Consider the following 16,711-nt stretch of genomic DNA (forward strand, 5'->3'; position numbering starts at 1 on the left):
AACAATTTACTCTCAGGGATTTACATCTCTCAGTGGCAATTCTTATCCATCTCTAAATTTCTAGGGTTTGGGGATTTTTCTCGGAAACGCACCGTCATCCCGGGCTTGACCCGGGATCCATGCCGGAACGCTTCCGAACAAGACTCAGGAATGGATCCCGGATCGCCGCTTCGCTGCGTCCGGGATGACGAGTTCAGCCAGTGATTTTGAAGGGCCGGTTCTCGGGGCAGAGCCGGCCCTTCTGCTATTGGCTCGGAGAGTGGCCGTTTCTCATGAAAGCACGCCGTCATCCCGGACAAGCCGCGAAGCGGCGCCGATCCGGGATCCATCGTAGAGCTATGGCGCCCATCGATGGTTCCCCGGGTCAAGCCCGGGATGACGGCGTGGTTCAGCGCAAAATCTCCAAGTCAGGGCCGTGCGATGACGAGCCTGAGCGAGCCGTCGAAACTCGGCTGGTTGCGCAGGAAGCCGTAGCGATCGTTCCAGGCGCCGCATTCCAGATCCTGGCGCAGCTTCTCGATCGAAACGGCGTTCTGCGCCTCGTCGACGAAGCTCCAGGCCGAGCAGGCCGAGCGCGCGCCCGGATCGAGGAAAAGCTCAGGCCGGCCGTAATAGGCCTCGTTGAAGCCATCGCGGCAGCCGAGCGGGATCGGCACCGCGACGATCTCGACCTCGCCGCCCAGCACCGTGCCGATATGGCCGAGCGAGGGATAGCGCCGCGCCTCGGTCGCCAATACCTCCGGCGCGTAGTGGTTGAGCCAGAAGGCCTGCACCAGCTCGGGATCGCAGGAGAGGATCGCGACCGGCCCGCGAGTCACCCGGCGCATCTCGCGCAGGCCTGCATCGAGGTCCGCCCATTGATGCACGGTGAAGGTCGCCATGCTCGCGTCGAAATGGCCGTCGGGAAAGGGCAGGGCCTCGGCCTTCGCGTCGATCGCAGCGACGATATCGGCCGGGCGCTGCGCCCGCATCGAGGCCGAGGGCTCGACGGCCGTCATGTCGCGGCCGCGCGGCTCATAGGAGCCGGCACCGGCGCCGACATTGAGGATGCGCCGGGCCGGGCCGAGCGCGGCCTCGATCAGGACGGCGATGGCGGGCTCTGGCTGGCGATAGGACGCATAGCCCTGCCCGATGCGGCCGTAATCGGCATCGCCGGCGCTGCCATCCCTCCGGCGCGGGGTCGAAGTCATGTCGTTCATCGGGATGTCTCCGTCAGCAGGGAGCGCCAGAGCGGCAAGGCGTGATCACGCGTCAGCGGGGCGAGCGGAAGCGCGGAGGGCGTGCCGGGTTCGAGCCAGGCGATCTCGGCGATTTCCGCCGCGGGCTGAGCCTCGCCATCGAGAGGCAGGGCGAAAAGCTCGGCCTCGACGATGAAACCCGGCTCGTTGGCCGCCGGTGCCGTGAAGCGCCCGCAATGGCGCGCGGCCTCGGGCGAGGCGGCAAGCCCCAGTTCTTCCCGGAGTTCACGGGCAAGCGCGTCGAAGGGCTGTTCGCCGGGCTCGATCTTGCCGCCCGGCTGCATGAACCAGGCGGTGCCGCGCTTGCGGACGAGGAGCAGGCGCCCGCGCGCATCAGTCAGCAGGGCGGCTGCGATGCGAATTCGCTGGAGACCCTCGCTCAAGACCGATTCCTTTCAGACTGGCGCCGGGGAGGATTGGCACGATCCGCCGGGGGCGGGGAAGGGGGCTGGGCTCGGTTGATCGCAAAGGGCGAACCACGCCCTTGTCATTCCGGGGCGCGCCACAGGCGCGAACCCGGAACCCACGACTGGGTGGGGCTTCCTACACCCGACGACAGGGGCACACCCAGCCGTGGGTTCCGGGTTCTTCGCGATGCGAAGCCCCGGAATGACAAGAGCGAGATCGCTCGAGATCGTTCCGGCAACTGCCCGCATACGGCCTCTTCGATGGCGCGGGCGGGAGGATGGTGGTAGGAACCGGCGCTGGATTTCGAGAGCGACCGCAAGCGAGGCGTCAGGATCATGTTCGAGGCACGCAGCATCGCCGCCGGCAGCAAGCCGGACTTCTATCGCGAGCTCGCCGGGCAGCTCGAAGCCCTGCTCGCCGGCGAAAGCGACCCGATCGCCAACGCCGCCAACACCTCCGCCCTGCTGTTCCAGATGATGCCGGACCTGAACTGGGCCGGCTTCTACATCATGCGCTCAGGCGAACTCGTGCTCGGTCCGTTCCAGGGCAAGCCGGCCTGCGTCCGCATTCCCGTCGGCAAGGGCGTCTGCGGCGCGGCCGTGGCGCAAGGTCGCTCGATGCTGGTCGAGGACGTCCATGCCTTCCCCGGCCATATCGCCTGCGATGCGGCCTCGCGCTCCGAACTGGTGGTGCCGCTCCATGGCCGTGACGGCGTCATTGGCGTCATCGATCTCGATAGCCCGTCGCCGGCGCGATTCGATGCCGACGACCAGGCCGGCATCGAGCGCATCGCGGCGATCTGGCTCGCCGCCTGCGGCGAAGGCGCGCAAGCGGCCCTCGCCAAAGCCTCCTGAGGCCGCGGTGCCCTCGCTGAGCCTGCGTATCCAACTCGATCCCGAGGGCCGGATAGGCCCCGGCAAGATCGCGCTGCTCGAGAACATCGCGACGCATGGCTCGATCTCGGCCGCCGGCCGGGCGATGGAGATGTCGTACCGGCGCGCCTGGGAGCTGGTCGAGGAGCTGAACGTGCTCTTCGGCAAGCCGGTGGTCGAGCGTCAGGTCGGCGGTCGCAATGGCGGCGGGGCGCAACTGACCCCTCTCGGCGAAGCGCTGATCCTGCGCTTCCGCGCGGTCGAGCAGGCCGCAACCGAGGCTGCCGCCACTCATCTCGCAGCATTGCAGGCCGAGATCGACCGGTCCGAGCGCGGCTAACGGGCAAATACACGTCGCGGCGGCGACGCCCTGCATTCATCGAATAGCGGATATGTGAGGGCCGTCCGGGAGCGCGGGCAGGCCCGATTTCGCGTGGCTAAGACCCGTCCGGAGCGATGGCCGGCGAGCCGCTTGTCCTTGACATGCCCGCACGATTCGAACAGGCGTATCGCATATGCAGCATCGGTGCTGCAAGCTTTTTTTGTAATGATTCCAATGAGGAAGCTGCCGGCCCCCTGGTGTCCGGCGGCAGAGCTGCGGAGCCGGCAAAGGCCGGAGCAGTGCTCCTCCAGAGAAGGCTGATTTGTGATGATGCGCGCGTTCCGTCTGGCTCTTGTCGCGGTGAGCCTCTCCGTGGTGGTGGCCCAGGCTCAGGTGCCCGGCCAGCCCGCTCCGCAGGCGCCCGCCGACACGGCCTCGCCGGCACAGGCCCAGCCCGCCGCTTCCAGCCAGCCGACGGCGCCGACCAATGCCCTGCCGCCCGCTCTGCCCCAGCTCGGCATCAACCCGCCAAGCGCCGCCCATCCGCCTCTGACGCCCATCATCAGTCCGGCGGCGCCCGTGGCCGCTCCGGTGGTGACGGCGGCCTTGCCGCATGACCTGTCGCCCTGGGGCATGTTCATGGCGGCCGATATCGTCGTGAAGGGTGTGATGCTCGGGCTCGCCTTCGCCTCTCTTGTGACCTGGACGATCTGGCTCGCCAAGGCGATGGAGCTCGCGGCGGCCAAGCGCTCCGCTGGCCGGGCGCTGCGCCGTATCGAGGCGGCCGACAATCTGAGCGCAGCGGCCGGCGCTGCCGCCGGCAAGAACGGCAAGCTGCGCGGCGCCGTCGGCCAGTTGCTCGCGGCGGCGCTCGCCGAGACGCGCCGCTCCGCCGATCTCGGCCAGGAGGGCATCAAGGAGCGCGTCGCCATTGCGCTCTCGCGGATCGAGGCGCGCGCCGGCCGCTCGATGGCGCGTGGCACCGGCCTGCTCGCCACGATCGGTTCGACCGCGCCCTTCGTCGGCCTGTTCGGCACGGTCTGGGGCATCATGAATTCCTTCATCGGCATCAGCCAGGCCAAGACGACCAATCTCGCCGTCGTCGCACCGGGCATCGCCGAGGCGCTGCTGGCGACCGCGATCGGCCTCGTCGCCGCCATCCCCGCCGTCATCATCTACAACGTCTTCGCCCGCGCGATCACCGGTTACCGAGCCACGCTCTCCGATGCCTCGGGCGAGATCCTGCGCCATCTCTCCCGCGATCTGGAGCGCCGCCAGCGCGCCGTCGCGCCGGCCCCGCGCGCGGCCTCGGCTTCGGCGGCGAGCGCGGCCTCCGCGCCGCTCGTGCCGGCGGAGTGAACCATGGGCGTTTCCCTCAAGGACCCGCAGGACGGCGACCTCGGCGAGGTCAGCGACATCAATGTCACGCCGTTCATCGACGTCATCCTCGTCCTGCTGATCATCTTCATGGTGGCGGCGCCGCTCTCGACCGTGGATGTCGCGGTCGACCTGCCGGTCTCGAACGCACAGCCGCAGCCGCGGCCGGACACGCCGATGTTCCTGACCGTGAAGGGCGATCTCTCGCTTGCTCTCGGCAATGACGCCGTGCCGCGCGAGGCCCTGCAGGCGGCGCTCGACCAGAAGACGAATCGCGACCGCGAGCAGCGGGTCTTCCTGCGGGCCGATGGCAGCGTTGCCTATAGCGAGCTGATGAACGTGATGAACCTGCTGCGCAACGCCGGCTATCTCAAGATCGCGCTGGTCGGGCTCGAGGATACCGGGCAGGGGGCTGTTGCGGGGCTGAAGCCATGAGCATGGAACGCCCGTCGATCTCCCGCTACGCGCCGGCGGCCCTGCGCTGGAGCTTCGCGGCCTTCGTCGTCGCAAGCGCCCATGGCACGGCCGGCTGGGTCATCGCCAACTGGCAGCGCGCCGAGGCCGCGATGGGCGCGCCGCCGGCCGCCGTCATGATCGAGCTTGCGCCGCTGGCGGTCGCGCCCGAGGCACCGCCGCAGGATGTCGCGCCGGGCCCCGAGATGGCCGAGGCGCAGCCGGAGCCCGAACCGCCGCCACCCGAGCCGGTCGAGCAGCCCAAGGAAATCGAGCCGCTGCCCCCGGAACCGGAGCCCGTCGCGATTCCCGAGCCGGAGATCAGGATTCCCGAATTGCCGCCGCTGCCGGATGCGGCAGCGATCCTGACGCCGCCGCCGAAGGAACAGCCGAAACCGCCTCCGCCGGAGAAGCCCAAGCCGAAGCCGAAACCGAAGATCGTCGAGAAAAAGAAGCCGATCCGGCCGGACAAGCCGAAAGCCGAACAGACCTCCGCGCCGGTGGCGCAGGACCAGGTTGCGCCGCGCGCTGCCGCTCCCAATTCGGGAGCCTCCTCGCCGTCTCCGGCCGCAACCGCGAGCTGGCGCGGCACGCTGATGGCGCATCTCAACCGCTTCAAGCGCTTCCCGGGCGGCGCCAGCCCCGGCACGGTCCAGATCGCCTTCAGCATCGATCGCGGCGGCCGCGTGCTCTCGGCCCGGCTCGTCCGCGGCTCGGGCGACGCGGCGCTGGACGAGGAGGCTGTCTCGATGATCCGCCGTGCCAGCCCCGTGCCGGCCCCGCCGGACGGGCTTGGCGGCGGTGCGATCTCGCTGGCTGTGCCGATCCGGTTCTCGCGCTAGCGGTTCTCGATCCTTGATCACGCCGGCTTCGAGCTGCACCTTTGTCATTCCGGGGCGCGCCGCAGGCGCGAACCCGGAACCCACGACTGGGTGGAGCATCCTGTATCGCGCTATAAGCCGCTCGCCCGGTCGTGGGTTCCGGGTTCTTCGCTGCGCGAAGCCCCGGAATGACAATCAGGCGGTTCTGCCCCACGATGTCCCAATGTCCATCCCGCTCGGCTAAGCGCGGGAACTGCCAAGCCGTCCATGCGCAGACGGGCATGAGCGAGAGGAGAAGCGCGATGACGATCATCAGGCTTGCAGCCGGCGCGATGCTGGCCCTCGCATTGAGCGGCTGCGTCACCACCGAGGCCGAATATCGCGCCATGGACGAGCAGCGCTGCCGCTCGTTCGGCTTCCGCGCGCCAAGCGAAGGCTTCTCGAACTGCCTGCTGCAGCTCGATCTCGATCGCGCGGCGGAGCGGCGCTACCGCTTCGACCGTTTCGACGCCTCCTTCGGCGGCCCCTGGGGCTATGGCCGGCGCTGGTAGCGGCGAACTCCCGGCAAGAAAAAAGGGCCGCGCGGGAAGCGCAGCCCAAGTCTAGGGAGGAAACGCCCAAGGAGGGCGACGCAACATCTCTGCTGCGCTGCAATCTAAATAGGGAGCCTGCGCCACACCCGCAAGGCCAAAAGGACAGCATCGCTGACTTATTTTTGGGCGGCAGAATTTCCTATTGAAATCAGGCGACTGGCTGACTTCTCTCAGTGCCGGCGCGAGCCTTTGCCCATCGATTGCCGATGCGCTGCATTGCAAGAAAGGCAGATTGACAAGCGCCGGAATCTGTCCATTCATATGTATACATATGAAAATCGCTCTCCCAAGCCCGGTGCGAGCGGTATCGCTGCGGATTGCAGCCGCAGCGAGGCGAAGGACCCATCCGATGAAGATCGATCGTCGCAGTTTCGTCGCGGGCACGCTTGCCCTCGGCGTTCCCCAGCTGGTGCGCGCCCAGGGCGCGGGGCCGATCCGCATCGGCGAGATCAACTCCTATACCGCCCAGCCGGCCTTCCTGAAACCCTATCGGCAGGCCTGGGAACTGGCGCAGGAGCAGATCAACGCGGCCGGCGGCGTGCTTGGCCGCAAGCTCGAGACCGTGTTCCGCGACGATGCCGGCAAGCCCGAGGACGCGGTGCGCCACGCCGCCGATCTCGCGACCGCCGAGAAGGTCGACATCATCGCCGGCGGCTTCCTCTCCAATGTCGGCCTCGCGCTCGCCGACTACGCCAACCAGAACAAGCGGCTCTATGTCGCCTCCGAGCCCCTGGCGGACGCGCTCGTCTGGTCGAAGGGCAACCGCTACACCTTCCGCCTGCGGCCTTCGACCTACATGCAGGCGGCGATGCTCGTCGAGGAAGCGGCGAAGCTCCCGGCCAAGAAATGGGCGATCGTCGCGCCGAACTACGAATACGGCCAGTCGGCGGTGAAATGGTTCAAGGAGTTGCTGCTGAAGGCGCGCCCCGACGTGACCTTCGTTGCCGAGCAATTCCCGGCGCTCGGCCGCATCGATGCCGGCGCGACCGTCCAGGCGCTGGAGGCGGCCAAGCCCGACGCGATCTTCAACGTCACCTTCGCGGTCGACCTCGCCAATTTCGTCCGCGCCGGCAATACGCGCGGCCTGTTCGAGGGGCGCCAGGTCGTCTCGATGCTGACCGGCGAGCCGGAATATCTCGACACGCTCGGTGCCGAGACGCCGGAAGGCTGGATCATCACCGGCTATCCGCATGCCGACTTGCAGACGCCGGAGCACATCAAGTTCCGCGACGCCTACAAGGCGAAGTACAACGACTATCCGCGGCTCGGCTCGGTCGTGGGCTACGAGACGGTGCAGGCCATCGCCGCCGCGCTGGCCAAGGCCGGATCGACCGACAACGAGAAGCTCGTCGACGCCTTCGAGGGGCTGAAATTCGGCTCGGCCTTCGGCCCGATCGAATTCCGCAAGATCGATCACCAGTCGACGCTCGGCGCCTATGTCGGCAAGAGCGCGCTGAAGAACGGCAAGGGCGTGATGGTCGACTGGAGCTATCGCGACGGCGCCAAGTATCTCCCGAGCGACGATGAGGTCCGCAAGCTGCGGCCGGCGGTTTGAGGAGAAGCCGCGCCGTCATTCCGGGGCAGGCCGCAGGCCTGAGCCCGGTACCCATGAACACGACGCTTCCCGTCATGGTCGGGCTTGTCCCGACCATCCACGTCTTTGCTGGTCGAAGGCCGTGTTCAAGACGTGGATGCTCGCCACAGGGGCGAGCATGACGACTGGAGCAGCGTCGTGTTCATGGGTTCCGGGCTCTTCGCTGACGCGAAGCCCCGGAGTGACGGCGTGGCTCCAAAAAGCGCCAGCGACGCCGAACCTCGATATGTTCCGACCGTTCACGAAGCCCATCGCCCACCCGAGACGACATGCTTGATCTCGTCCTCACCCAGACCCTGAACGGCCTGGCCTCGGCGTCGTCGCTGTTCCTGGTGGCGTGCGGACTGTCGATCATCTTCGGCGTCACGCGCATCGTGAACTTCGCCCATGGCTCGCTCTACATGCTGGGCGGCTATCTGGCCTTCACGCTGGTGACCTGGCTCGGCCCGGCCGATCCGTTCGGCTTCTGGGGCGGCGTGATCATTGCCGTGCTGCTCACCGGCCTCGCCGGCGTGCTCGTCGAGGTCCTGATCCTCAGGCGGATCTATCAGGCGCCGGAGCTGTTCCAGCTGCTCGCGACCTTCGGCGTCGTACTGATGCTGCAGGATATCGCGCTGGCGACCTGGGGGCCGGAGGACAAGCTCGGCCCGCGCGCGCCGGGCTTCCGCAGCTTCGTCGTCCTGTTCGACAATCGCTTCCCGAGCTACGAGCTCTTCCTGATCGCGGTCGGGCCGGTCGTGCTCGGCCTGATCTGGCTCTTGTTCCACCGGACGCGCTGGGGCGTGCTGATCCGCGCCGCGACGCAAGACCGCGAGATGGTGAGCGCGCTCGGCGTCAACCAGCGCCTGCTCTTCACCTCGGTCTTCGCCTTTGGTGCCGCGCTGGCGGGGCTCGGCGGAGCGCTCCAGCTCCCGCGCGAGGCGATCAACCTCCACATGGACCTCTCGATGATCGCCGAGGCCTTCGTCGTCGTGGTCGTCGGCGGGCTCGGCAGCGTGACGGGGGCCTATCTCGCCGCCGTGCTGATCGGCGTGCTCCACGCCTTCGGCATCCTGATCCTGCCCAAGATCACGCTGGTCCTCGTCTTCCTGGTGATGGCGGCGGTCCTGATCGTCCGGCCGCATGGCCTGCTCGGCAAGGCGGCCAGCGAGCCGCGCGGCCATGCCGGCCAGCTCTTCCTGCTGCGCCCGGCCGATGGCGCGGCGAAGCTGTTCGGAGCGGTCGCGCTCAGCCTGCTGGTCCTCGCGCCGCTCGTCGTGCCTGATCATATCGTCCTGACCCTGACCGATCTCGTGATCTTCGCGGTCTTCGCCGCCTCGCTGCATCTGCTGATGGGGCCGGGCGGCATCACCTCCTTCGGCCATGCCGCCTATTTCGGCCTCGGCGCCTATGGCGCGGCGCTGGCGGTGAAATGGCTGGGCAGCCCGATGGAGGAGGCGCTGATGCTGGCGCCTCTCATGGCCGGCATCGCGGGCGCGATCTTCGGCTGGTTCTGCGTGCGGCTCTCGGGCGTTTATCTCGCCATGCTGACGCTGGCCTTCGCGCAGATCGCCTGGGCGACGGCCTTCCAATGGGTCGATCTGACAGGCGGTGACAACGGCATCCTCGGAGTCTGGCCTTCGGCCTGGGCGGTGCCCAAGACGGTGTTCTATTACCTCGCGCTCGCGATTGCCGTGCTCGTGATCGTGGCCCTGCGCATCATCATCTTCGCGCCCTTCGGCTACGCCTTGCGTGCCGGCCGCGACAGCGCCTTGCGGGCCGAGGCGATCGGGCTCGATGTCGGGCGCCTGCAATGGGCGGCCTTCGTCATCGCGGCGATTGCGGCCGGCATTGCCGGCGGGCTCTTCGCCTTCTCGAAAGGTTCGGTCTTCCCGACCTATATGGCGATCCCGCGCTCGGTCGATGCGCTTCTGATGGTGCTGCTCGGCGGCGTGCAGACGGTCGCCGGGCCGGTCGTCGGCGCCTTCGCCTATATGGGCCTCAACGAGCAATTGATGAAGCTGACAGCCTATTGGCGCTTCGGCCTCGGGCTCTCGATCGTGCTGCTGGTCGTGCTGTTCCCGCGCGGGCTCGTCGGCACCTGGCTGTTCTGGCGCGCCCGGCGCGAGAGCGCCGCGCAAGCGACGGCAACGGCATGAGCGCGCCCATGCCTACCGTGCTCGAAGCCCGCGACCTCGCCCGGTCCTTCGGCGGCGTGAAGGCGGTCGACGGCGTGTCCTTCTCGGTCGAGGCCGGCAAGCTGGTCGCGCTGATCGGCCCCAACGGCGCCGGCAAGACGACCTGCTTCAACATGCTGAACGGGCAGCTCAAGCCCGATCGCGGCGAGGTGCTGCTGGTGGGCCGGCCGATCACCGGGCTCGAACCGCGCAAAATCTGGCGGCTCGGCGTCGGCCGGACCTTCCAGATCACCGCGACCTTCGCCTCGATGACCGTGCGCGAGAACGTCCAGATGGCGTTGATCTCGCATGAAGGCGAGGGCTGGCGCCTGTTCGGCCGTGCCGATGCGCGCCACCGCGAGGCGGCGGATGCATTGCTCGCTCAGGTCGGGATGGCCCAGCAGGCGGGGCGTGCCTGCGGCGTGCTCGCCTATGGCGACCTGAAGCGCGTCGAGCTTGCCGTTGCGCTCGCCAATGCGCCCAAGCTGCTGCTGATGGACGAGCCGACCGCCGGCATGGCGCCGCAGGAGCGCATCGCCCTGATGGCATTGACCGCCCGCATCGCGCGGCATCGCGGCATCGCCGTGCTGTTCACGGAGCACGACATGGATGTCGTCTTCGCCCATGCCGACCGCGTGCTGGTGCTCGATCGCGGCCGCCTGATCGCCTCCGGGACCAGTGCGGAGGTCCGCAACGACCCGCAGGTGCGCGCGGTCTATCTCGGCTCCGGCGCGACCTCAGGAGGGCATTGATGGCGGCACTCCTCGAACTCGCTGATGTCGAGGCCTGGTATGGCCGCGCCAAGATCCTGCACGGCGTCGGCTTCTCGGTTGGGGCTGGCGAAGTCGTCGCGTTGATGGGCCGCAACGGCGCCGGCAAGTCGACGACGATGAAGACGGTGATGGGACTGGTGCCTGAGCCGCAAGGCTCGATCCGCTTCGAGGGCAAGGAGATCGCCGGTCGCGAGCCCTTCGCCATCGCCCGGCTCGGCGTCGGCTATGTCCCGGAGGATCGGCGCATCTTCTCCGACCTGACCGTTATGGAGAACCTCGAGGTCGGCCGTCAGCCGCCCCGCAAGGGCGCGCCGCACTGGACGCCGGAGCGGCTGTTCGACCTTTTCCCCAATCTCGGCCGCATGCGCGACCGGCCGGGCGGGGCCATGTCCGGCGGCGAGCAGCAGATGCTGACCATCGCCCGCACGCTGATGGGCAATCCGCGCCTGCTGCTGCTCGACGAGCCCTCCGAGGGACTCGCGCCGGTCATCGTCGAGGCGATGGCGCAGACGATTCGCGTACTGAAAGGCGAGGGGCTTTCCGTGCTGCTCTCGGAGCAGAACCTGCATTTCGCCGGCAGCATCGCCGACCGCGCCGTGATCATCGAGAAGGGGCTGATCCGCTTCGACGATACGATGGCGGCGCTCAAGGCCGACGAGGCGGCGCGGAGCCAGTATCTGGCGGTCTGAAGCCCGAGAGCAGCCGCCGCATCACGTCGAGCAGTGGCTCGACTTCACGTTCGGTCATCGGATCCAGCGCCGCGATGGTGATCGCCTTGGCGCGCTCGACATATTCAGGCAGCAGCTCGCGGCCGCGCTGGCCGAGCTGCACCAGCACACGGCGCTTGTCGTCGGGATCGTGCAGCCGCTCGACCAGCCCGCGCTCGGCCAGCCGCGTCACCACGCCTCGGATCGTGGCCGGGTCCATCGCCGTCATGCGGCCAAGCTGGTTCTGGGAGATGCGGCCGTCGACGGCGAGCCGGCACAGAACCGCGAATTGCGGCGGCGTCGGCCCGTCTTCGCCCATCATTGCCAGGAACATCGCGACATAGCGCTGCTGCATCTGCCGCAGCAGGAAGCCGAACTGCTCGTCCAGCACGTAGCCGGCGAGATCGACCGGCTCGGGAACGGTGGAATCGGCCTGGCCGCTGGCCGTGCGGTGATGCCGGCCGAGCCCGTCTTCCGATTCCTCTGCGCGATCCATGCTGGCTCCGGCTGGCGATTCTGCCGGCTGACGGCAGAGGCCTATTCTCCCGGATCATATGTGTTCGTTCAATCGGCCAAGCGAGGATAACACGCCGTCATTCCGGGGCATCGCGTAGCGATGAGCCCGGAATCCATGAACACAGCCTTGCTTCAGTTCGTCATGCTCGCCCCTGTGGCGAGCATCCACGTCTTGAACACCGCTCCCGATGAAGAAAGACGTGGATGGTCGGGACAAGCCCGACCATGACGGCAAGCGTCGTGTTCATGGGTTCCGGGCTCGGTCCTGCGGACCGCCCCGGAATGACGACATGGTTCCGGAGCTATCAGCCCAGCGACATGGTCAGCGGCGGCTTCACTTCGGGGGGCAGCGGCGAGGTGTAGCCTTCCTTGCCGAGACGGGCCTTGTGGTCGGCCTTGGCGGCGGCCATCAGGGCGGGATCGCTCAGCACGGCGGCGCCGGTCGCGGCCATCGCCTTGGCGACATGGACCATCGCCTTGTGCGCGGCGGGGGACTTGCCCTGCGCCACGACCTGCCAGGTGTGGAACGGCGTGCCCATCGCAACCGTCGGCGCATGGGCCTGCACGGTCGGCACCGCCCAGCTCACGTCGCCGATATCGGTCGAGCCGATCGCCGGGTTGCGCTTGGCATCGCGCGGCACGAGGAAGTCGGCGAGCGGCGCGCCGGTATCCGGCATGCCGATGGTGCGCCAGATCGAGGCGATCTCCTGCGGCGAGAGCGTGCCGCGGATCTTCTCGGCATAGGCCTTGTCGGCATCGTCGAAATGCGGCGCGCCGAGTTCGGCCATCACCTTGTACAGGGCCTCTTCGAGCGGCGTGTTGGCGACAAGATCGGAAACGGCGCTGACGATGCGCATCTCCATCTTGGTTTCCGTCATCAGGGCCGCGCCTTCGGCGATCTTCTTCACGCGCTGGACGAGCTCCAGCATGCCGCGAAGATCACGGGCGCGGATCGAGTAGCGCACGCGGGCATGGGCCTGAACGACGTTCGGCGCGATGCCGCCGGTGTCGAGCAGCGCGTAATGGACGCGGGCGTCGGACGGCATATGCTCGCGCATGTAGTTGACGCCGACATTCATCAGCTCGACGGCATCGAGCGCCGAGCGGCCGAGATGGGGCGCAGCGGCGGCATGCGAGGCGCGGCCGGTGAAGACGAAATCGGCGCGGGTATTGGCCAGCGCCAGCGCCGGAGCGACCTCCCAGAAGCTCGACGGGTGCCATGAGATCGCGACATCGGCATCGTCGAAGGCGCCGGCGCGGACCATGAAGGCCTTGGCGGCGCCGCCTTCCTCTGCCGGGCAGCCGTAATAGCGCACGCGGCCAGGAATCTTGTTCTCGGCGAGCCATTCCTTCATCGCCACGGCTGCGAGCATCGCGGCCGAGCCGAGCAGGTTATGGCCGCAGCCATGGCCATGGCCGCCAGCCTCGATTTCCTTGTGCTCGGAGGCGCCGGCTTCCTGCGAGAGGCCGGGCAGGGCGTCGTATTCGCCAAGGAAGGCGATGACCGGGCCGCCTTCACCGGCCTCGCCGATCACGGCGGTCGGGATATCAGCGACATTCTCGGTGATCTTGAAGCCCTGGTGCTTCAATTCGGCGATATGCTCGGCGACAGAGCGCTTCTCGGTGTAGCACACCTCCGGCATGCCCCAGACCCGGTCTGAGAGTGCGATCAGCCGCTCCTTGTTCGCATCGACATGCCGCCAGAGATCGTTTCGATTGTCCATTGTCGTTCCGCCTGGAGAACGCGTGGGCGTTCCCCGTCTTTTGTTGAGAGACGGATTCCCCGACGGGGCCTATGTGGCCGGGCCGGACCCGCCTCTGGTGGGCAGGCGCATATGAGCAATGTCGCACCGCTCCGTCCAGACATTCAGCGCATGGCGGAGCAGCGTCTCAGGCTTTGCCTTGCGTCGGCGTGGTGGCGGCGAAATCCGCGAGAATCGGGCAATCCGGCCGGTGGTCGCCATGGCAATGCGTCGCCAGATGCCGGAGCGTGTCGGCCATGGCCTTGAGTTCGGCCGCCTTTTCCTCGAGCTCGCGCACATGCGCCATGGCGAGGTTCTTCACATCGGCGCTGGCCCGGCTCTTGTCGCGCCAGAGCGCCAGCAATTCGCGCGTCTCCTCCAGCGAGAAGCCGAGATCGCGCGAGCGGCGCACGAAGCGCAGCGTATGTACGTCGTCATCGGCATAGACCCGGTATTGCGCCGCGGTGCGGGCCGGCGCGGTGATCAGGCCGATGCTCTCGTAATAGCGGATCATCTTGGCACTGACGCCGGAGCGGGTTGCGGCTTCGCCGATATTCATCTCAGACCTCCTGTCCGTGCGAAGCCGGAACCTGAAAACGCTTCAGCCGCAGTGCATTGCTGACGACGCTGACGCTCGACAGCGCCATGGCGAGCCCGGCGAAGACCGGCGAGAGCAGGATGCCGAAGGCCGGATAGAGCACGCCGGCCGCGACCGGGATCAGCAGGGCGTTGTAGCCGAAGGCCCAGGCGAGATTCTGGCGGATGTTGGAAATCACCGCCTGCGACAGCGCGATCGCACGGGGCACGCCCATGACGTCGCCGGACATCAGCACGACATCGGCGCTCTCGATCGCGATATCGGTGCCGGTGCCGATGGCGATGCCGACATCGGCCTGAGCGAGGGCAGGGGCGTCGTTGATGCCGTCGCCGACGAAGGCGACCTTGGCGCCACGGCTCTGCATGCGCTTCACCACCTCGGCCTTGTCGGTCGGCAGCACCTCGGCCCAGACCTCGTCGATGCCGAGGCCGCGCGCGACCGCTTCCGCCGTGCGCCGGTCGTCGCCGGTCACCATCGCGACCTTGAGGCCGAGCTTGTGCAGGGCGGCGATGGCCGCGGGCGTGGTCTCCTTCACCGCGTCGGCGACGGCGATCACAGCGGCGATCCGGCCGTCGATCGAGGCATAGAGCGGCGTCTTGCCGGCTTCGGCCAGCGCCTTGGCGCGGGCAGCGAAGGGCGCAATGTCGAGACCGGCGTCTTCCATCAGCCGGTGACCGCCGATCGCGACCTTGCGGCCCTCGACCATCGCGGTGACGCCGCGGCCCGGATCGCTGGTGAAATCGGCCGGCTCGGCGAGGGTGAGGTTCCGCGCCTTGGCGGCTGCGACCAGCGCCAGCGCCAGCGGATGCTCGGAGCGGTTCTCGGCCGAGCCGACGAGGCGCAGCACGTCGTTGGCCGCAAAGCCATTCGCCGGCTCGATATCGGTGAGCTCGGGCTTGCCCTTGGTCAGCGTGCCGGTCTTGTCGAGCGCGACGATCTGGACGTCCTTGAGCGCCTGCAAGGCGTCGCCCTGGCGGAACAGGATGCCGAGCTCGGCGCCACGGCCGGTGCCGACCATGATCGAGGTCGGGGTGGCCAGGCCCATGGCGCAGGGGCAGGCGATGATCAGCAGCGCGACGGCATTGACCAGCGCATGCGACAGAGCCGGGCTCGGACCAAAGGTGAGCCAGACCGCGAAGGTCACCAGGGCCAGCCCGATCACGACCGGGACAAACCAGAGCGTGACGCGGTCGACCAGCGCCTGGATCGGCAGCTTGGCGCCCTGTGCGGCCTGAACGGTGCGCACGATCTGGGCGAGCAGTGTGTCGGAGCCGACCTTCTGGGCGGTGAAACGCAGCGCGCCGGAGCCGTTGACGGTGCCGCCGGTGACGGTGCTGCCGGCCTCCTTGCGGACGGGGGCGGGCTCGCCGGTGATCATCGATTCATCGACGAAGGAAGAGCCGTCCGTGACCTCGCCATCGACCGGGACGCGCTCGCCCGGCCTGAGGATGACGACGTCGCCGGGGCGCACGCTGTCGACGGCAATATCGCTCTCGGCGCCGTCGCGCAGCACGCGGGCGGTCTTGGGCTGGAGCGCGATCAGGCTGCGGATGGCGGCGCCGGTCCGGCCCTTGGCGCGGGTCTCGAACCAGCGCCCGAGCAGGATCAGCGTCACGATCACCGCGCCCGATTCGAAATAGGTGCCGTCAGTACCGGCCGGCATCAGGTCCGGCAGGAAGGTCGCGACGCTCGAATAGAGATAGGCCGCGCCGGTGCCGAGCATGACCAACGAGTTCATGTCCGGCGCCAGCCGCAGCAGGGCCGGGAATCCCTTGCGCAGGAAGACGAGGCCCGGCCCGAACTGGACGATGGTCGCCAGCGCGAAGGAGAAGACGCGCACGTTTCCCTCGCCGAAGGTCCCGGCAAGCCAGTGGTGCAGAGAGGGGACCATATGGCTGCCCATCTCGATGACGAGCAGCGGCAGCGTCAGCAAACCGGCGAGGATGACCGAGCGCAGCAGCTTGCCCTGTTCCTCGTCCTTGGCAGCTTGCCGGCGCGTGTCGGCATCGCCATCGGCTGCGACGATGGGGCTCGCCTCATAGCCGGCGCCGGCCACGGCCTTCACCAGGACCGAGATGATGTCGTCGCCGGCGAGCGTCTTCACGCTGGCGCGCTCGGTCGCGAGATTGACGGTCGCCTCGACCACGCCCGGCACGGCGCGCAGGGCCTTCTCGACATGGCCGACGCAGGAGGCGCAGGTCATGCCCGAGATCGACAATTCGATCGTGCTCTCGACCGGGGTGTAGCCGCTCTGGCGAACCGCCGCCTCGATCTGGCCGAGATCGGTGTCGCCCTTGGCGAAGGTGACATGCGCCCGTTCGGTCGCGAGATTGACCGAGACCGCATCCACGCCCGGCACCGCCGCGATGGCGCGCTCGACATGGGCGACGCAGCTCGCGCAGGTCATGCCCTCGACGCCCAGATCAAGGGTTTCGAGGTCGTTCCTGCTCCTGTCGATGACCGTCATCGCCGTCTCCTTCATGGTGATGACAGGCGATATAAGGTTTCCCATTATGGGAAGGTCAAGGTTGATTGCATGAC

The 16,711-nt window shown here is 67.9% G+C and carries 16 protein-coding genes; 10 read left to right on the top strand and 6 right to left on the bottom strand.

Annotated features, from left to right (window positions below; all coding sequences use genetic code 11):
- Positions 1 to 407: 407 nt before the first annotated feature.
- Together ACODTJ_RS22860 and ACODTJ_RS22865 are read right to left on the bottom strand one after the other, a co-directional pair.
- Positions 408 to 1,199, bottom strand: a complete 792-nt coding sequence (locus ACODTJ_RS22860; RefSeq protein WP_454657032.1) for a class I SAM-dependent methyltransferase — start codon at positions 1,197 to 1,199, stop codon at positions 408 to 410.
- Positions 1,196 to 1,621 carry an NUDIX hydrolase gene (locus ACODTJ_RS22865; protein WP_454657031.1) on the bottom strand — a complete coding sequence of 142 codons (426 nt, stop codon included), beginning with the start codon at positions 1,619 to 1,621 and terminating at the stop codon, positions 1,196 to 1,198. The genes ACODTJ_RS22860 and ACODTJ_RS22865 overlap by 4 nt, the downstream gene beginning before the upstream one ends.
- A 360-nt stretch (positions 1,622 to 1,981) precedes the next feature.
- On the opposite strand from ACODTJ_RS22865, the gene ACODTJ_RS22870 reads away from it, so the two are divergent.
- The 10 genes from ACODTJ_RS22870 (at position 1,982) to ACODTJ_RS22915 (ending at position 11,296) form a co-directional block, all read left to right on the top strand.
- A complete protein-coding gene (locus tag ACODTJ_RS22870; RefSeq protein WP_454657030.1) occupies positions 1,982 to 2,500 on the top strand; it encodes a GAF domain-containing protein in 519 nt (172 codons plus the stop codon).
- 7 nt (positions 2,501 to 2,507) lie between these two features.
- Positions 2,508 to 2,858 carry a winged helix-turn-helix domain-containing protein gene (locus tag ACODTJ_RS22875; protein ID WP_454657029.1) on the top strand — a complete coding sequence of 117 codons (351 nt, stop codon included), beginning with the start codon at positions 2,508 to 2,510 and terminating at the stop codon, positions 2,856 to 2,858.
- A 309-nt stretch (positions 2,859 to 3,167) separates the two neighbouring features.
- On the top strand, positions 3,168 to 4,199 hold the full coding sequence (gene exbB, locus ACODTJ_RS22880) for a tonB-system energizer ExbB (RefSeq protein ID WP_454657028.1): 1,032 nt from the start codon (positions 3,168 to 3,170) through the stop codon (positions 4,197 to 4,199).
- A gap of 3 nt (positions 4,200 to 4,202) precedes the next feature.
- The gene (gene exbD, locus ACODTJ_RS22885) at positions 4,203 to 4,652 is read left to right on the top strand and encodes a TonB system transport protein ExbD (protein WP_454657027.1); all 450 of its coding nucleotides are present in this window, start codon (positions 4,203 to 4,205) and stop codon (positions 4,650 to 4,652) included.
- A complete protein-coding gene (locus tag ACODTJ_RS22890; RefSeq protein WP_454657026.1) occupies positions 4,649 to 5,512 on the top strand; it encodes an energy transducer TonB family protein in 864 nt (287 codons plus the stop codon). The genes exbD and ACODTJ_RS22890 overlap by 4 nt, the downstream gene beginning before the upstream one ends.
- Positions 5,513 to 5,793: 281 nt before the next feature.
- Positions 5,794 to 6,042 (top strand): hypothetical protein, encoded by a 249-nt coding sequence (locus ACODTJ_RS22895; protein ID WP_454657025.1) that lies wholly within the window; start codon positions 5,794 to 5,796, stop codon positions 6,040 to 6,042.
- A 391-nt stretch (positions 6,043 to 6,433) separates the two neighbouring features.
- The gene (locus ACODTJ_RS22900) at positions 6,434 to 7,639 is read left to right on the top strand and encodes an ABC transporter substrate-binding protein (RefSeq protein ID WP_454657024.1); all 1,206 of its coding nucleotides are present in this window, start codon (positions 6,434 to 6,436) and stop codon (positions 7,637 to 7,639) included.
- A gap of 308 nt (positions 7,640 to 7,947) precedes the next feature.
- Complete coding sequence (locus ACODTJ_RS22905; RefSeq protein WP_454657023.1) at positions 7,948 to 9,816, top strand: ABC transporter permease; 1,869 nt, start codon at positions 7,948 to 7,950, stop codon at positions 9,814 to 9,816.
- A gap of 8 nt (positions 9,817 to 9,824) precedes the next feature.
- Positions 9,825 to 10,586: an ABC transporter ATP-binding protein gene (locus ACODTJ_RS22910; protein WP_454657022.1), complete on the top strand. Its 762-nt coding sequence runs from the start codon at positions 9,825 to 9,827 to the stop codon at positions 10,584 to 10,586.
- Complete coding sequence (locus ACODTJ_RS22915; RefSeq protein ID WP_454657021.1) at positions 10,586 to 11,296, top strand: ABC transporter ATP-binding protein; 711 nt, start codon at positions 10,586 to 10,588, stop codon at positions 11,294 to 11,296. Before ACODTJ_RS22910 ends, ACODTJ_RS22915 begins: the two co-directional genes overlap by 1 nt.
- Here the strand turns inward: ACODTJ_RS22915 and ACODTJ_RS22920 are convergent.
- The 4 genes from ACODTJ_RS22920 to ACODTJ_RS22935 form a co-directional block, all read right to left on the bottom strand.
- Positions 11,253 to 11,810, bottom strand: coding sequence for a MarR family winged helix-turn-helix transcriptional regulator (locus ACODTJ_RS22920; protein WP_454657020.1), 558 nt, complete (start codon positions 11,808 to 11,810; stop codon positions 11,253 to 11,255). The two genes, ACODTJ_RS22915 and ACODTJ_RS22920, sit on opposite strands and share 44 nt — an antisense overlap.
- A 325-nt stretch (positions 11,811 to 12,135) precedes the next feature.
- Entirely contained in the window at positions 12,136 to 13,554 is a 1,419-nt protein-coding gene (locus tag ACODTJ_RS22925; RefSeq protein ID WP_454657019.1) for a M20 family metallopeptidase, read from the bottom strand.
- A 166-nt stretch (positions 13,555 to 13,720) separates the two neighbouring features.
- Positions 13,721 to 14,131 carry a Cu(I)-responsive transcriptional regulator gene (cueR, locus tag ACODTJ_RS22930; RefSeq protein ID WP_454657018.1) on the bottom strand — a complete coding sequence of 137 codons (411 nt, stop codon included), beginning with the start codon at positions 14,129 to 14,131 and terminating at the stop codon, positions 13,721 to 13,723.
- 1 nt (position 14,132) lies between these two features.
- On the bottom strand, positions 14,133 to 16,637 hold the full coding sequence (locus ACODTJ_RS22935; RefSeq protein WP_488850153.1) for a heavy metal translocating P-type ATPase: 2,505 nt from the start codon (positions 16,635 to 16,637) through the stop codon (positions 14,133 to 14,135).
- Between the last annotated feature and the right edge of the window lie 74 nt (positions 16,638 to 16,711).

It is taken from the genome of Allobosea sp. FG18 (assembly GCF_057809495.1).